The organism is Mesorhizobium sp. M2E.F.Ca.ET.219.01.1.1, assembly GCF_004016445.2.
Classification (GTDB): Bacteria; Pseudomonadota; Alphaproteobacteria; order Rhizobiales; family Rhizobiaceae; genus Mesorhizobium.
In genome coordinates this window covers 484,823-501,064 of the sequence record NZ_SADT02000003.1, presented here as the reverse complement: position 1 = coordinate 501,064, position 16,242 = coordinate 484,823, and the positions used below count along the sequence as shown (strand labels likewise).

At 58.6% G+C, this 16,242-nt stretch carries 10 protein-coding genes and 2 pseudogenes; 10 read left to right on the top strand and 2 right to left on the bottom strand.

Annotation, left to right across the window (positions count from 1 at the left end; translation table 11 throughout):
* Positions 1 to 38 precede the first annotated feature (38 nt).
* The 8 genes and pseudogenes from metK to EN862_RS19640 all read left to right on the top strand — a co-directional run bounded on the left by metK (position 39) and on the right by EN862_RS19640 (position 9,831).
* Complete coding sequence (metK, locus tag EN862_RS19675) at positions 39 to 1,214, top strand: methionine adenosyltransferase (RefSeq protein ID WP_063169265.1); 1,176 nt, start codon at positions 39 to 41, stop codon at positions 1,212 to 1,214.
* Between the two features lie 100 nt (positions 1,215 to 1,314).
* Entirely contained in the window at positions 1,315 to 2,328 is a 1,014-nt protein-coding gene (locus EN862_RS19670) for an adenosine kinase (protein WP_126063919.1), read from the top strand.
* A 65-nt stretch (positions 2,329 to 2,393) separates the two neighbouring features.
* Complete coding sequence (tdh, locus tag EN862_RS19665; protein ID WP_126063920.1) at positions 2,394 to 3,428, top strand: L-threonine 3-dehydrogenase; 1,035 nt, start codon at positions 2,394 to 2,396, stop codon at positions 3,426 to 3,428.
* A 714-nt stretch (positions 3,429 to 4,142) separates the two neighbouring features.
* Positions 4,143 to 4,311: pseudogene (locus EN862_RS36885) on the top strand (transposase); the annotation flags it as partial.
* Between the two features lie 812 nt (positions 4,312 to 5,123).
* Positions 5,124 to 5,810 (top strand): response regulator transcription factor, encoded by a 687-nt coding sequence (locus EN862_RS19655; protein ID WP_024505585.1) that lies wholly within the window; start codon positions 5,124 to 5,126, stop codon positions 5,808 to 5,810.
* A 71-nt stretch (positions 5,811 to 5,881) separates the two neighbouring features.
* Positions 5,882 to 7,303, top strand: coding sequence for a type II and III secretion system protein family protein (locus EN862_RS19650; protein ID WP_050580548.1), 1,422 nt, complete (start codon positions 5,882 to 5,884; stop codon positions 7,301 to 7,303).
* 12 nt (positions 7,304 to 7,315) lie between these two features.
* Entirely contained in the window at positions 7,316 to 7,876 is a 561-nt protein-coding gene (locus tag EN862_RS19645; RefSeq protein ID WP_063169261.1) for a CpaD family pilus assembly lipoprotein, read from the top strand.
* 83 nt (positions 7,877 to 7,959) lie between these two features.
* On the top strand, positions 7,960 to 9,831 hold the full coding sequence (locus EN862_RS19640; RefSeq protein ID WP_126080682.1) for an acyltransferase family protein: 1,872 nt from the start codon (positions 7,960 to 7,962) through the stop codon (positions 9,829 to 9,831).
* Between the two features lie 482 nt (positions 9,832 to 10,313).
* Here the strand turns inward: EN862_RS19640 and EN862_RS19635 are convergent, their stop codons facing one another.
* Positions 10,314 to 11,453: a porin gene (locus tag EN862_RS19635; RefSeq protein ID WP_126063922.1), complete on the bottom strand. Its 1,140-nt coding sequence runs from the start codon at positions 11,451 to 11,453 to the stop codon at positions 10,314 to 10,316.
* A gap of 682 nt (positions 11,454 to 12,135) precedes the next feature.
* Here EN862_RS19635 and EN862_RS19630 point away from each other — a divergent pair.
* Together EN862_RS19630 and hemN are read left to right on the top strand one after the other, a co-directional pair.
* Complete coding sequence (locus EN862_RS19630; protein WP_024505577.1) at positions 12,136 to 12,492, top strand: hypothetical protein; 357 nt, start codon at positions 12,136 to 12,138, stop codon at positions 12,490 to 12,492.
* Positions 12,493 to 12,962: 470 nt separating this feature from the next.
* Positions 12,963 to 14,289, top strand: a pseudogene (hemN, locus tag EN862_RS19625) (oxygen-independent coproporphyrinogen III oxidase).
* Positions 14,290 to 14,523: 234 nt separating this feature from the next.
* On the opposite strand, the gene EN862_RS19620 reads toward hemN, so the two are convergent.
* Complete coding sequence (locus tag EN862_RS19620) at positions 14,524 to 16,167, bottom strand: MFS transporter (protein ID WP_126063923.1); 1,644 nt, start codon at positions 16,165 to 16,167, stop codon at positions 14,524 to 14,526.
* Positions 16,168 to 16,242 lie beyond the last annotated feature (75 nt).

The following is a 16,242-nucleotide window of genomic DNA, read 5'->3' as shown; positions in this document are numbered from 1 at the left end:
TCCTCACTAACTCCAGCACTTGAAGCGAGGGCATTTTTATGACCAGGCAGTTCGTGTTCTCTTCCGAATCCGTCGGCGCGGGACACCCCGACAAGATGGCAGACAACATCTCCGATGCCATTCTCGATGCGGTCCTGCGCACCGATCCGAAGGCGCGCGTCGCCTGTGAAGTGTTGGTGAAGACGGGGATGGTCGTTGTGGCTGGCGAGATCACCAGCCATGCCCACATCGATTACAGCCAAGTCGCCCGCGATACGATACTCGATATTGGCTACGACGATGATGCGATTGGCTTTGATGGTCGACGTTGCGCCGTCGTTCTGGCCCTCACCGAGCAGTCGCCCGACATAAGCCAGGGCGTTGATGAAGGACGAGGGCAGGATCTCGGGCAAGGGGCAGGGGATCAGGGCATCATGTTTGGATTCGCATGCAACGAGACGGATACATTGATGCCCCTGCCGATCCAACTCGCTCACCATTTGACGAAAAGACAGGCCGAGGTCCGGAAAGCGGGACAGCTTGGCTGGCTGCGTCCGGACGTGAAATCTCAAGTGTCGGTACGCTACGAAGGGCTCCGCCCGGTGGCGCTGGATACCATAGTCCTGTCAACGCAGCATGACGAAGCGGTCTCACAAGCCACGGTCCGCGAAGGCGTCATTGAGGAGATCATAAAACCGGTCCTGCCGGCCCACCTGGATACTTCGGGGATCAGATTTCTGGTCAACCCAACAGGGCGGTTCGTGGTCGGTGGGCCTGCCGGCGACTGCGGCCTCACAGGACGGAAGATCATCGTCGATTCCTACGGTGGGACCGGGCGTCACGGCGGCGGTGCCTTTTCGGGCAAGGACCCATCCAAGGTTGACCGCTCGGCGGCCTATGCCGCCCGGTATGTCGCGAAGAACATCGTTGCCAGCGGCCTTGCAGAGGTCTGCGAGGTTCAGCTTGCCTACGCGATCGGCGTGGCCAGTCCGGTTTCTGTCATGGTCAATACCTTCGGAACCGCAAGGATCGAGGAAAAAAGGATCGAGCGCCTTGTTCTCGAGGTTTTCAATCTCCGACCGAAAGGCATCATCAAGATGCTTGATCTCTTACGGCCGATATACCGCAAGACGGCGACATACGGACACTTCGGGCGTGAAGAGCCTGAGTTCACTTGGGAGAAGACGGACAAAGCTGACGATTTGCTGCGTGAAGCCGGACCGGCAGCTGCGTGAGGGCGGCTGGATCAAGCGCATGCGGCAACCCATTTCAACTCGCGAGACCACGCCCGGCCGGCGTGGCAAGAAGCCGGCTCGGGTTTTGGCGGAGATTTTGATGCCGGATTATGACGTGCTTTGCATCGGCAATGCCATTGTCGACATCATCGCCCAGTGCGACGAGGAATTCCTCGAGACCAACGGCATCATCAAGGGCGCGATGAACCTCATCGACACACAACGCGCCGAACTGCTCTACAGCCGCATGGGTCCGGCGATCGAAGCGTCCGGCGGCAGCGCCGGCAACACGGCGGCCGGCGTCGCCAGCTTTGGCGGCCGCGCGGCCTTCTTCGGCAAGGTCTCCAACGATGCGCTGGGCGAAATCTACGCCCACGACATCCATGCGCAGGGCGTCGCCTTCGGCACCACGCCGCTCAAGGGTGAGCCGCCGACGGCGCGCTCGATGATCTTCGTCACGCCCGACGGCGAGCGCTCGATGAACACCTATCTCGGCGCCTGCGTCGAGCTTGGCCCTGAGGATGTCGAAGCCGACAAGGCGTCCGGCGCCAAGGTCACCTATTTCGAAGGCTATCTGTGGGACCCGCCGCGCGCCAAGGAGGCAATCCGCCAGACGGCGAAGCTGGCGCACGCGGCAGGCCGAGAAGTGTCGATGACGCTATCGGATTCGTTCTGCGTCGACCGCTACCGCGACGAATTCCTCGACCTGATGCGCTCGGGCACGGTCGACATCGTCTTTGCCAACAGCCACGAGATCAAGTCGCTCTACCAGACATCGTCGTTCGACGAGGCGCTGGCCCAGATCCGCAAGGATTGCCGGATCGCCGCCGTCACCCGCTCGGAAAAAGGCTCGGTGATCGTGCGCGGCGACGAGACCGTGGTGATCAAGGCGACCGCCATCAAGGAACTGGTCGACACGACGGGCGCCGGCGATCTCTATGCCGCCGGCTTCCTGCATGGCTACACGCAAGGCCGCGACCTGCAGACTTGCGGCGACCTTGGCTCACTGGCAGCCGGATTGGTGATCCAGCAGATCGGCCCCAGGCCCCGTCAGAATTTGCGCCGCGAGGCCGAGCAGGCGGGGCTGACCATTCCGGACGTTCAAACGAGTTAGTGGCCTACCTTCCCGTTGTGCAGGCTATCTCGCCAGAAGCGCAATCACGGAATAGGGAAATCCTGATGTCGAACATGATGAAGGCGCTTGTGAAGGCCAAGGCCGAACCGGGCATCTGGATGGAAGAGGTGCCGGTGCCGGAAATCGGCCCCAACGACGTGCTGATCAAGATCAAGAAGACGGCGATCTGCGGCACCGACGTGCACATCTACAATTGGGACCAGTGGGCGCAGAAGACGGTGCCGGTGCCGATGGTGACGGGCCATGAGTTCGTCGGCACCGTTGCCGATTTCGGCGCAGCGGTCACCGAATACAAGGTCGGCCAGCGTGTATTGGGCGAAGGCCACATCGTCTGCGGCCATTGCCGCAACTGTCGCGCCGGGCGAGGGCATCTGTGCCGCAACACACTCGGCGTCGGCGTCAACCGTCCAGGCGCCTTCGGCGAGTATCTGGCGATCCCGCAGCACAATGTCGTGCCGATCCCCGACGATGTGCCCGATGAGATTGCCGCGATCTTCGATCCCTTGGGCAATGCCGTCCACACCGCATTGTCCTTCGATCTGGTCGGCGAGGACGTGCTGGTGACTGGCGCCGGGCCGATCGGCATCATGGGCGCGCTCGTCGCCCAATGCGTCGGCGCGCGCAAAGTGGTCATCACTGACATCAACCCGGTGCGGCTGGCGCTAGCCAAGAAACTCGGCGTCCAGCATGTCGTCGACGCCTCGAAGGAGAAGCTGCGCGACGTCATGCCGGTGCTCGGCATGACCGAGGGGTTCGACGTCGGGCTCGAAATGTCAGGCGCCGCCCCCGCTTTCCGCGACATGATCGACACCATGAACAATGGCGGCAAGATCGCCATTCTGGGCATCGCGCCGACCGGCTTCGAGATCGACTGGAACAAGGTCATCTTCAAGATGCTGCATCTCAAAGGCATCTACGGCCGCGAGATGTTCGAAACCTGGTACAAGATGATCGCGCTTGTGCAGGGTCCGCTGGATGTCTCCGGCCTGATCACCCACCGCATCGGCATCGACGATTTTCAGATCGGTTTCGATGCGATGAAGAGCGGCAGTTCCGGCAAGGTGGTGATGGACTGGTAGGGATTGCCTTGGCCGCTATTCAGGAAAAGCTGACGACAGCACCTCTGGTCCGCCGGACATTTTCCAACTAGGGGAACATGGCTGGGTGGAGAGCTATGGCTCCGCTACGTGCGCTCGCTAATCATACACGGCGACGTATCGCGGCCCACCCGGTGACGGTCGATGGGGCAATTCGCTTCAGTCGATGACGGAAACCCGGTGAACCGATGCTGAGGCCCCGACGCGATCGTCTATTTCCTATGATCTGCGATTGAGGTCGAGGTGTTGCCGCTTTCAGCGGGTAAAATGCGATAGACGACTTCCGGTACCCTTCCGGTCAGCGAAAAGGAAGGCAACGAGCCGCATTGCCTCAAGCAAAATGTTACCAATAGTGTCCTGTTCCAAAGGGGATGGACAGGTCGTGCCATTCCGGTTCGGGGGAAGGATGGCGCGGCTCAGCATGGCGACACGGTGAAGCGGCGATCGTGGAGCTTTATTGCGGCGTTGACAAGCGGCGCATTCTGGATGAGTTCGAGGCGGTAACCGGCTATTATTCGCAAGCGCGCGATCCGTCTTATGAACCGTCGTGAGCAGAGGCCGTCTGCGGGCAAGAGCCGCAGCCGCTGTTACGGCAGCGATGTCCGCGACGCGCTCATCGTGTTGTGGGAGGATTCGGAGCGGCTGGGTCCGCATCGACGCTCGCGGCGGCCAGCGCCGCCGGGCAGGAATGAGTTCGCAGTTCGCCGCTCGGTGCCAGCCCGCACCTTCGGCGATTGGAAAGATCCGCCGCCCGGCTTTGTTGAGCGCATTCGGGCACGTCTTCGTCAGGGAGCTTCGTGCAGACGATGGTGCTGACCGGATTGCCGCCGGCTGGACCGATTGCATTCCGCTCCGCACGCGCGACAGCGGCAATGTGATCATGGCGATCAAGCAGGCCCGCTCCCGGTTTCGCTGACCCTGTGCTGCTGTTTGCCGGCATCCGCCCGCACAGGAAGAGCTTGTAAAAGCGGTCGGTGCGGAAATCGAGGAGCCGTTGGTCGTCGATCTTCAGCCTGAACGCGGTCGTTTGCTGGTGCCGCAAATCGGCTGTTGCATGTACATCCCTGTCAGACGTCAGTTTTCCTCGCCTATTTTGGTGTCGAGCGCGAAGTGCTCCAACCAGATTGCAAGGCTTTTTGGAAATGAGAGCGGCTTTGCGCAGGGCGCTCCGTTGTTGAGCATTCAAGCTACCAAGCCAATGACGCGCAGGTTCCACCAGGCTCGCCAGCCTTGAAGGACAGCGAAAAAAGCAGAGCACGACAGACACAACAGTGCATCAGGACGCCGCAGTCGTTGAAGATGGTGCGCTGCATCCATACCGTGGATGCATTCGATCCAAATAATCGATTTGTTCAATCAGTTTCTCGAAAGCTAACCCTACCCTCTGTGGGAATCGGGCTCTGAGCCGCGACGCTGCCTTGCGAGCGCAGGGGCTGCACGTAGGAGAGATGATGCAACGAGAAATCGCACGCGGGTTGCTGGCCTCGTGGGTTCGCCGACCGGCGTATTTGAGCCCGTCAGTTGGTCCTCACCCGCGCCTATTGCCACCGAGCGACTTGCATGTCCCTCCGACTCGGACCAGTTCCGAGAGCTGCGACGAGTTGCGCGCCGTGTGCTCCGATCAGATGGCCGCCGGTGACGCGTTCGATGGGCCGTCCCTCTTCGAGAGGAGATGAAATGCGAACGCTGCTCGTGGATCATCATGCGGATCTTGCGCGCGCCATGCGACTTGCGCTCGGGGATGGCGGCTTCGTCGTTGATGTCGTTGGTACTCTGGAACTGGCTTCGAGTGCATTTTCTTGCGCCAGCTATGAAATTCTCCTGCTGGAATTGGCTCTGCCAGATGGCGATGGCTTGGGTTGGCTGAGGCAGTTGAGGACCCACGGGCATTCAGTTCCTGCCGTCATTATGAGCAGCCTTAACGATCTCGATAAGCGAATTGCGATCTTCAACGGTGGTGCGGACGACTTTCTGCTCAAACCCATCTCTACCGATGAGCTTATTGCCAGAATGAGAGCCATTCTGCGCCGGGCGACACAGATGACCGACCTGAGGCTCGTATTTGGCAATCTCGACTTTGATCCGGTCGCCCGCCAGGTTTTCGTTGATGGGCACCCAATGATGATCGCACGTCGCGAACTCTGTATTCTAGAGCACCTGCTTAACCGGGCAGGCCGCATCGTGCCCCGTGCGCAATTGGAAGATCACCTCTATTCATTCAACGACGACGTGTCTGCCAACGCGCTTGAAGTCGGAATTTATCGTTTACGGGGACATCTGACCAGATCAGGTGCAACGCCACGGATCAAGACCATCCGAGGCATTGGTTACATCCTAGAATTGACTGACGCCTCGTCCGCATAGTTTGTCGAATCGAAAGAAGATCTATTTTGCTGATCCTTCAACATCCTTGCCATGCGCTCAATTGGCGGGCGATCGCCAACAAGGTTACAAGACCTGCAGTTCCCCGTTACCTGGGCCATCTCCTCTGCGCGCTTATTGTGACTTTCCCACTTGGTGTCGCGGCGCAAAACAAGCAGGACAAAGGCCCGCCGCATGCGGCTTCGAATAGCATCAACGCCACGCTGACCCTTTCCTCTTCGCTCGGGGAGACCGTTCATCTGCCCGCGCCAGCCACGACCATCTTTGTTGCTGACCCCACGATCGCGGATTTTCAGGCGCCATCGAGCAAAACAATCTTCGTCTTTGGCAAGAAATCGGGGCGGACCAGCCTATTCGCCTTGGATGGCAATGGCGAGCCTCTCGCCGAATTGCGTATCGTTGTCACGCAACCGATCGGGGATTTACGCGCCATGTTGCGGGAGCAGGTCGGCGACTATCCCATCCGCGTCAACTATACGCCGCGCGGCGCAATCCTTAGCGGGACGGCGCCCGACGCAGAGGTCGCCGACACCGCAAAAAGAGTCACTGAGCAATATCTGGGCGACGGAGCGCAAGTCGTCAACAACATCAAGGTCGCTGGATCCCTGCAAGTTAACCTCAGCGTGCGCGTAGCCGAAGTCTCACGCAGCGCCATGAAGTCACTCGGCGTCAACTTGTCCGCCTTCGGTCAAATCGGCAATTTCAAAGTGGGCGTTCTAAGCGGAAGCGCTGCAAGCGCTGGGTCTGGTTCAACCCAGGGTGGCGGTACAGCAGAAATCGGATTCGACAACGGTGCCGTCAACGTCAGCGCGGTTCTCGACGCGCTCGCCAAGGAGCATATAGCTTCCGTCCTGGCTGAGCCGAACCTCACCGCTATGTCGGGTGAAAAGGCCAGCTTTCTCGCGGGCGGCGAATTTCCCATTCCTGTCCTGCAGGAAAACAGGCAGGTATCGGTTGAATTCCGTCACTTCGGCGTCAGTCTGGAATTTGTGCCGACAGTTCTCAGCAACAATCAAATCAACATTCACGTAACGCCCGAAGTCAGTGAACTGTCGACGCAAGGTGCCGTGCAAATCAACGGAATTTCCGTGCCGGCAGTTTCCACGCGCCGAGCCGATACGGTCGTCGAACTCGCCAGCGGCCAGAGCTTCGCAATCGGCGGTCTAATCAGGCGGAACGTCAACAATGATGTCAGGGCCTTTCCCTGGCTCGGAGAACTGCCGATCCTGGGACCGCTTTTTCGCTCGACCTCGTTTCAAAAAGAGGAGTCAGAACTGGTCATTCTAGTTACGCCTTACATTGTAAGACCAGGCTCCAACCCAAACCAGATGAGCGCACCGACCGAGCGGGCGGCACCGGCTTTGAACGGAGGGGGCGCTCCGACGAATTCCGTGACAAGTCCCCCGCGAGACCGCGCTGCTATCCGTGCGGGCGCGCCAAGCGCCCAGGGCGGTCTCGGCTTCATCATCGAATAGTGTCATCCAAAGATGTTGCGTTTTATAATCCTCTTTGTCGCTCTGGCACCAAGCGTAAGTGGCTGCACAAGCACTACGCCAGTTGATGTCGAACCATCGGCACCAATGCTTGTCCGAGAGGAGACCACCGTCCTGACGTTGCAAAGCCTGCGCGCTTCCGAACGGCAGCGTTTGCGTGTTTTCCTAGACAAGGCCAGTCGCGGCCGGTTCGATGCCATCCACCTCCTCATCAGCGGTTCGCCCCAGCTCAGCGCAGGGGTAGCCCATCAGGCCAGGCAGTTGGCAATCGAAGAAGACAACATTCAATTGCGCGATCAACACGACGCCGGCTCAGTGCGAATTGAGGCGATTGTCTATCACGCCCGTCCGCCGGTCTGTCCCTCATATGGTGCCTTACCCAATGAAGAATCCTTCAAACAGCCGCTTGGTTGTTCGACAGGACATAACCTGGCCGTGATGGTCAACGATCCGCGCGATCTGCTCGACAATCAGGCCGTCAAGGCCGGCGATGGCGATCGTGCTTCTGTACCAGTTGCAACTTACAGAACATTCGGGACGGATAAAGGTGGCTGATACCGCCCTTATCTCGGCAGCACTCCTACCGGAGATTGAAAGCTTCCAATCGCGTCCTGATCTAAAATAAAAGGAACCGCTGGATGCAATATAGGCGCTATATCGAGGGCCTTAGGGCCGTTGCTGTACTTCCGGTCGTACTCTTTCATTTCGGAATTTCGGCGATCCCGGGTGGCTTTAGCGGGGTCGATATCTTCTTCGTCATCTCCGGCTACCTAACCAGCGGAAGCCTCCTGGATGACCTTGAACGCGGCCAATTTTCCATCGTCAACTTCTACTGGCGCCGTGCCCGGCGCATTCTGCCGGCGCTCGTCTTTGTGATGCTTCTCACCTGCATTGCAGCATTGTTCATTCTTCTGCCACCGGATCTGCGCGGATTCAGTCTTAGCATCATAGCTACCTCGACCTTCTGGTCGAACGTTTTCTTCTGGAAAACGTCAAGTTACTTCTCTATCGATGCCGCGCTTCTACCACTGTTGCACACTTGGCCGCTTTCCGTAGCGGAGCAGTACTACATCTTCGCACCAATCCTGATGTTCCTAATCTATCGCTACATCGGGAAGCGCTGGCTGACGACACTTCTTCCGATAATTCTCTGCAGCTTCGTAGTGGCGGTGATGGCGACATCGCTGGCACCCACCGCCGGATTCTATCTGCTGCCGACCCGAATCTGGGAACTCATGTTGGGCGCCCTGCTCATGCTCAAATGCCCCTCGCCGCTGGGCAACCGATTCCTGATGGAGTCGGTGGGGGTGGCCGGATTTGGCCTTCTCGCCATCGGGTTCTTCGCGATTTCGGCGAGTGATCCGTTCCCAGGCTACAACGCCTTGTATCCATGCATCGGAACGGCCCTTCTGATCTATGTTGGCCAAAATACCCCCTCGACGGTCGCCACCCGCATGCTCGAAGTCCGGCCGCTGGTCTGGATTGGGCTCATCTCGTATTCGTTGTATCTTGTTCACTGGCCTCTCAATGCGTTCGCGCACTATCTTTCGTTCCAAAAACTCGATCCGTTGATGACCGGTGCGATGTTGGTGGCAAGCCTCGCATTGGCTGCATTCTCCTGGAAGTTTGTAGAGCAGCCGTTTCGACAGAAGAGGGCCTTCACCTCCCCGGGGCCTATCTTCGCCTTTTCAGCGCTCGCGATCGTTGTCCTTTGTGCCGGCGGAGCGGCGGGGGCGCTCGGCAATGGCTTTCCGCAACGGTTTCCGGACTATGTCCAGCGGCGCATTTCCGTCGGGGACTGGAGGAATGGCATCTGTTTCAACGAGGGCACCAGCCGGATCGAAAGCTGGAATATGGAGGATTGCACGCGCACCAGCGGTTTTCCAACAACGGTTTTTTTGTGGGGCGACTCCTTCGCCGCGCACTATGTTTCCGGCTTGGGTGCTAACATAAATCGATTGCAGGCGAACATCGTTGAATATACGTACGCCAGCTGCGCGCCGATACTCTATTACTACCCTTACGATCGTCTTGATTGTGTCCGGTTCAATCGCAAGGCCTTGGACGTCATCTTGGAAGCGGACATCAAGACGGTTATCCTCAGCGGTAGATGGAGTGACTATGAGGTCAGAGGTTTCGACGGTCTTCAGCAAACAATCGCTACGCTTCGTGCCCTGGGCGTGCGCGTGTTTGTCATCGGCCAGTCTCCGCAGTTCCCAACTGACGTCCGGAAAATTGCGTTCTTCGCCAAGCGCCAAAATCTGGACGATACGTCCTGGCCGATCGCGATGGACCCCGACATCAACGAACGTGTGCGCTCATTTACCAAAGGCGCCACATTCATCGATCCGCTGAAATTCCTGTGCAGCGCAGGACGCTGCGCCTATTCCGATAGAGGAGAGTTTTTATATTTCGACTATGGTCATTTCTCTTCAGCCGGCGCCACACTGGCAATCTCGAAATACTGGCCGGCTTTTGGCAAGGACAATGCTCTTCCTAAGACGAAGTAGCGGCTCAGCGGCTGACAAGCACCAGTACGGGTCCCAGTGATAGCTCCTGCTTCCGCAGCAGCCGCGACGATGGAGCTGTTCAGGTTTAAGGCCCCCCGATAGTGACCTAGGATGGGTGCTGCCACGCGGCTCGGACTCAGCGTGCATTATCACGTAAATGTTGAGAGAATGAATGGCGCCGCGAAGGGCAATTCCAGCCGTCCAAAGCGACAGGCGTGTCGCGGCCTCGACATTGCAGTGGCGCTTACCTAACACGGCCTCACACTGCCCTCTAAGCGGCCCCGAATTTGAACTGACGGCCCCTGGCCGGTTCATCGGGCAGGTCAAGGGCTAGGTGTAGTACACAGGGCTCATAACTTTCAGTTTCTAGTTGGTACGATGGGCCGTGGACGGTCGATGCAGACTTCAAGATGGCGAACGAAGCTCTCCATGCGTGCGTTGTCGAGGCAAGTGCCTTTGCCATGCTCGCGACTGGAGAGATTTCAAAATGAGCCTTGTAAGCGGAGAATGCCGCCGACGCTGTTCGGCTTGCTCGTGCCCTTGACGGCGGTAGGCTCGGCAGGGCCGAGGCCAGAGTTGCCGTAGTGGTCGTAATCGACCTCGGCTGTGACCGTGAAGCCGGGAACGACCATGTAGGCGACGTTTGCAGCCACACCAGCATCCTTGAGCTGATCACCCGAGACCTGAAGGTTGAACGAAGTTTTCTCGTCAAACTCGTAGGTGGCGCCCGCCCAGAAAGCCCACTGGCCGTTCCAGATTTTGTACGAGCCGCGCCCATGATTGGCAATTGCGCCGTTTGAGTCCTCGTTGAGACTGGCATTGGAACCGTAGCCGAAGAGTCCAAACAGCGACAGCTGGTTTGTGACAGCGACGTCGACGCGGATCTTGCCGGCAAAAGCTTCGTAATTGCTGTCATAAGCCGCGACGCCGGTGATCGAGCCCCAGCCTTGCGTGTATTTCAAGCCGGCGACAACGTGCGGAATATAGCTGTCGATAGTACCGGCTGAGCCCGATCCTTGTTCGAGCGAAATCACAGTCGAAATGCCGTTGCCGGCGTCGAAGTGGTACTGAGCCACGTTGGTGTCGAAGCCGGCCGACGGAACGAGCATACTATCGAGAACGTCGCCAGCGTAGCTTACAAACGTATCGAAGGCCGACCCCTCCTTGCCAACTCGCAGGCCTCCCAGCTCGACCCAGGCAGAAGCCAGTGCGAGGCCGCTGTTGAAATCATAGTTCTGAGGACTGTCATGCGAGTTAGCGCTGTTGCCAAAATTCACGTGGGTTTCGGTATAGGTCGTCAACGCGCCGAGCTCGGTCTGCTGGCCGGTCCAAGTTTTGAACGTGAAGCGTGTGCTGTTTCGCCAAGTGCCTTGGTCCTCGCCAGTTCTCACGTCCGAGGTTCTTGCGCTGTCATACGATCGGACGTCACCCAGGCCGATATCGTAACGGACATAGCCGCCGATGCGCAGGCAGGTCTCGGTGTTGGGAATATAGGAATATCCCGAGCCGAGGACGTCGCAGATCTTGATGTACTCGGCCGGTTCCCGCTCGGCGCCAGCTGCTCGACCGACGGAAACGGTCATCAGAGCAGTTAAGCCGAGAAGAGGACTCTTGATGTACATGTCTAGATCTCCATGAAGGAATAAAAAGGATAGAGGCGAAAGAGCAAGCTTTTCCTCTAAATTTTATGCGTGTTGTCTCCAATATGTGGACGCCAAAGCGCTTGACACGAGAGGTGAGCCAGCGTAAAAGCCACATGTACTTATAATAGTGTTTTCTGTTAGGAGATTCATTATCGTTTACATGTGAAACACTCCGGTCGGACCGCTGCAGCTCTCCGAAATAGAGCAGCAAGCGACATGCCAACCTGAAGCGTAAATGCGGCCGACACCAAAATCGGGCCGACGCGCCTTCGTCTCGCTGGAATCACTTTTTTTGAGGGTCACTGCGAAAAGCAATGTGCGACACGGTTCGCCATGTTCGATATGTGACAGTCTCGTTTAACAGCGACGGCTTCCCGTCTGACCGCAACGGAGGCCGCGCCATGCGCTACCGAGAAGGATCACTGCGCGTACGCTCCGCAAGGGCTGCGCCAGGAACAGAGGGCGTGCGCGTCCGAGGCGTCGCATGGTGGCCGCAGCACCTTTTCGCCGCTGTAAGTTCGCCGTGCAGGTACATTGCGCGGCCGGAAGCGAGAGGGAGCGCACCCTGAAACGGCTGCCTACGGCTCGCCTCGAGTAATTGGCGATGAACAGCATTCTCGAGAACTTAGTCTCGACGGAAAGAGCAACGAAAGGAAGCCGCTTGGACGAGCACGATCCGAAGGAAGAACCGATCGAGACCATTTTCCGCAACGGCACAATCACTGCCGTGGGTATCCTGCTTGCCTTTTCGCTCGGCTTCCTCACTCATTGGGCCGCGAACCCCTTGCCATGGCAACTCTACGATCTGTTCGCCGTAGTGCCGATCCTGCTCGGCATCGCACTGCAGATGAGAGCGCTGTCCATGCTGCTCGACATGAGTTCCTTGCGGCGCCCCATCTACGAACGCGCCAATCGCATTTTCATGGTCGGCCTCATCCAGACCGCGTGTGGCGTCGGCATGGCCATCTTGGTCGATCTTTTCGGGATATCGGTAGGGGGCACGCTGCCCGGCGCTTGACGACAAGCCACACCGCCGCTCTTCGCTCGAAGCGACGTCAAGCCGGGGAACCTTGTGCACCCCCTAGCGGCGTCCTCCTTTCATCAAATGAGCCGACGTCAGCTTTAGAGCGTCTCGGTGGCTAAAGCCGGTATGGTTTTTCGGCCGGCAGGGAAGGCCGCTGGCTGGACCTGGATGGCGTCTGAACGAGGCTTGACAGGTCCGTTGCGTCGGACATGAATTTCGCATTGCAAAGTTCTTCCGCAGACGCCTCAAGCACACTGCACTGGCGTCACGTACTACTCAGACGTTGAATGCGGCACCGCACCATCACCTCAGGCGCAACCATGGCACGCGCGCTCCCCGGCGTGGTTGACCCCATCCTGTCCAAACGAGACTGCGACATAAGCGGGACGCACTGACTTAGGTCAGAGACCAGGACGAGCGCGCAACGAAAGAATGATGGATCAGCGACGTGGGATGACAGCTCCTTGCACACCTCAATCCTGACAAAGTACCGGGACCCCCGGCCGCCTTGGTATACCATCTATCCGACTGTGCCAGACTTCTCTGCGGCAGTTGGTGCTGACGATTATGAGGAATGGCTGGGGGGCCTCCCGGCCGACGAATCGGTGTCGCTCTATTTCCACATTCCGTTTTGCCGATCCATGTGCTGGTATTGCGGCTTCCCTACCGCGGTCATCCGTCGCAACGGCCCGATCCTTAATTATTTAGCGGTGCTGCGTCAGGAGATCAGTTTGGTGTCGGAGCAAGTGCGGCAAGGGCTGCCGGTGAGCGATGTGCATTTCGGCGCGGAACGCCTCACCTTATCGGGCCAGCCGAGCACTTGGCGCTGATGGAATTTCTACGCCGCCACTTCGCTTTCAGCAAAACTGCTGCGATCACCGTGGAGATCGATCCCCGAACGTTCACACCGGAAATGGCCGAAGCCTTGGCAGCTAACGGTGTCAACCGCGCGAGCATCGGCGTGCAGAGCTTTGATCCCGATGTGCAAAGGCGATCAATCGGATCCAGAGTAAGGTGCAGACGGCCGCTGCAGTCCAAAATCTCCGCCGGCATGGCGTTGGCCATATCAACTTCGACCTCATCTTCGGTCTACCGAAACAGACTGTGCAGTCCTGCATCCAGACCGCGATGGCTGCGGTCGCCATGCGCCCCAACCGGCTTGCGGTGTTCGGATACGCGCATATTCCTTCCGTGATAAAGAACCAGCGCCTATCGAGCAGGCAGGTCTACCGGACGGCGATCTTCGCGCCGAACAGGCTGCAGCTGTCGCCGAGACACTGGTTGGCGCTGGCTACCGGGAGATCGGGCTCGATCATTTCGCTCCGCCGGACGACGAACTCGCGCTAGCGCAGAAGACCGGGCGCGCCTACGGCGTAATTCGCTGGGATACTCGGCCGATACTTGCAAAACGTGATCGGCTTAGGCGCGTCGGCTATTGGCCGAGTCCGCGAGGGGTATGTTCAGAACGAAGTAACACGGGATTCTTACGCCCGGCACATCGCAAGTGGACGTCTGGCGACATCAAAGGGTCACCGTCTGACCGACGATGACCGGGTGCGCGCAGCGATCATCGAGCGACTGATGTGCGATTTGGAGGCCGACGTGCCGACCATCTGTGCCGCCCACGAAATCGAACCAGCTCGTTTTCTCGATTCAGTTGAGAGTTTGGTGACGCTGGCTGAGGAGGGGATCCTGGACGTCGAAAACGGCTTCATCCGCGTGCGGCCGGAGCACCGCTTTGTTGTTCGCGCCGTTGCTGCTGCATTCGATGCTTTTCTCGCGAATCGATGAGTTGAGGCCACGACGCCGAAAGGCATCAAACCTTGTTTGGCGCTCGTCGGCATGGGCTCTCGCAGAAGACTCCGCAAGCGTATGCAGGGGACTTCCACTTGACGCCGCGTTCACCATCATCTCGCCTGGGTGCGCGCGAAAGCGCACAACCCGGAGCACGCTGCTCTCGGTGTGAGGCTGTGCTCTGCAAAGCACCGGTGATCCACCCTGTCCCTGGACAGCAGCTTGATGGCGTCATCTTGGAGGACGAGAAAAGATTGTCGAGGTACGGGTACGAATTGCCTCGGTCGTCCGTTCAATCGAAAGCACTGTCTGCGGAGGCACCTCTCCTTCATGCAGTGACAGGAGATGCTGGGCGACTTCCTTATCTGCTGCGGTGAGTCGATGATTTAGGCGGAGAAAGTCCATCCAGGTGGGGGTGCGGAATGTCTCCGTCCAAAGTGACGGTGTTTGCAGATTTCGCTGGAGCGTCCAGTTTCGTGCACCGGCACGGCTCTGGACGTGTCGCCGCGTGCGCATGGAGCCCAGAAAGGCCTCGATATTTTCCTCCGATATCAAATACTCGACCTTGGCCACGATAGGGCCACTTCTGGGTTTCAGATCGAGAGCCACGTCCGGCGGATGAAAAACTGAACTTTCTTGATCGGTTTCTTCCCAGGGACGGACCGGCAACACGATCCCCGCTGCTGCAACCAGCAACAGAGCGCCTGCGGCGCCCTCCAATGCTAAGGTCAAGGAATAGTTTTGCGCGACAGAACCCCAGATCCAGCTGCCAGCAGCCATACCGCCTGCGCTCAAGGCGTAGTAAATGGAGAGCGTGCGGCCTACAACCCACCTTGGGCTTGCCAACTGCACCGACACGTCAATGCCCGTCCAGGTGATAAGCCAACCCGCTCCGCCGAGCGCCAGCGAAATGGCCGCCACAGGAATCGACGATGTAAGGGCAAGGGAGAGGCAACAGACTGCACAAGCCACAGAGGCGAAGGCCACCAGCCTGTTTTGAGACGTGACCTTCCTCAAGAAGCCGTTGCCCATGCCCGCGATGAAAGCACCCATGCCGAAGCCGGCCAATAAGATACCGTAGACAATTGGCCCACTCTTCAACTGATCCCGGACGACGAGGGGGAGCAACGCCAGAATGGAGATGCTTGCCAATCCGAAAAGAGCGGCTCGGGCGGTCGCTGCCCTGATCTCCAAAGACATCGCAGTAAAGCGCACTCCGTCATGAATTGCCGTCGTCATTCTCTCACGAGGGAGAGGCGAAGAGCGGACCTCCCATTTGGTGCGCCATATCGCGCTTATGGGCGCCAGATCACTCACCGCAGCCAAGGCGAAAGCGGCCAGCGGCCCAAAGACGGCCAGGATCACGCCCCCCAAGGCCGGACCAACGCTGCGCACAATGTTGTATCCGACGGACATAAGCGTCACTGCGGCCGGAATGTCGCGTTTGTGAAGGATATCGCCGACCGAAGCGTGCCAAGCCGGATCATTCAAGGCAAAGCCGCAGCCGGCCAGGAAACCTAACCCGAGAATCAGCCAAGGACTGACAAATCCCAGACCCACAGAAATCATCAGCGTCGTCGACGCCGATGCTATCAGGCAGTGTCCCGCAAACATCACCCACCGGCGGCTGAAGTTGTCGGCAATGGCTCCGGCGAAAACTGAGAGGAAGAACACCGGCAATGTGGATGCGGCCTGGACGAGTGCCACCATGAGGTCGGACGCTGAAATCGTTGCCATAAGCCAACTGATGGCGACCGTTTGCACTAGCCAACCGAGGCTGGAAATCTGGGTGGCCGCCCAAATTGAGCGAAACACCTTGTTTCGAAATGGGGCGAGCGTCTTTGAAACGGGCGGTTGAGGATTTTCGCTCTGCATGAGGTATTGCTGGCCTTCGATGAGCGCTGCGATTTGAGCAAGCGGGTCGATACTTAGACATCGCGGAGCACCGCA

Excerpts from the sequence above, each read along its gene's own strand:
- metK (WP_063169265.1), top strand. The coding sequence starts at position 39 with ATGACCAGGCAGTTCGTGTTCTCTTCCGAATCCGTCGGCGCGGGACAC.
- EN862_RS19670 (WP_126063919.1), top strand. The coding sequence starts at position 1,315 with ATGCCGGATTATGACGTGCTTTGCATCGGCAATGCCATTGTCGACATC.
- tdh (WP_126063920.1), top strand. The coding sequence starts at position 2,394 with ATGTCGAACATGATGAAGGCGCTTGTGAAGGCCAAGGCCGAACCGGGC.
- EN862_RS19655 (WP_024505585.1), top strand. The coding sequence starts at position 5,124 with ATGCGAACGCTGCTCGTGGATCATCATGCGGATCTTGCGCGCGCCATG.
- EN862_RS19645 (WP_063169261.1), top strand. The coding sequence starts at position 7,316 with ATGTTGCGTTTTATAATCCTCTTTGTCGCTCTGGCACCAAGCGTAAGT.
- EN862_RS19640 (WP_126080682.1), top strand. The coding sequence starts at position 7,960 with ATGCAATATAGGCGCTATATCGAGGGCCTTAGGGCCGTTGCTGTACTT.
- EN862_RS19635 (WP_126063922.1), bottom strand. The coding sequence starts at position 11,453 with ATGTACATCAAGAGTCCTCTTCTCGGCTTAACTGCTCTGATGACCGTT.
- EN862_RS19620 (WP_126063923.1), bottom strand. The coding sequence starts at position 16,167 with ATGCAGAGCGAAAATCCTCAACCGCCCGTTTCAAAGACGCTCGCCCCA.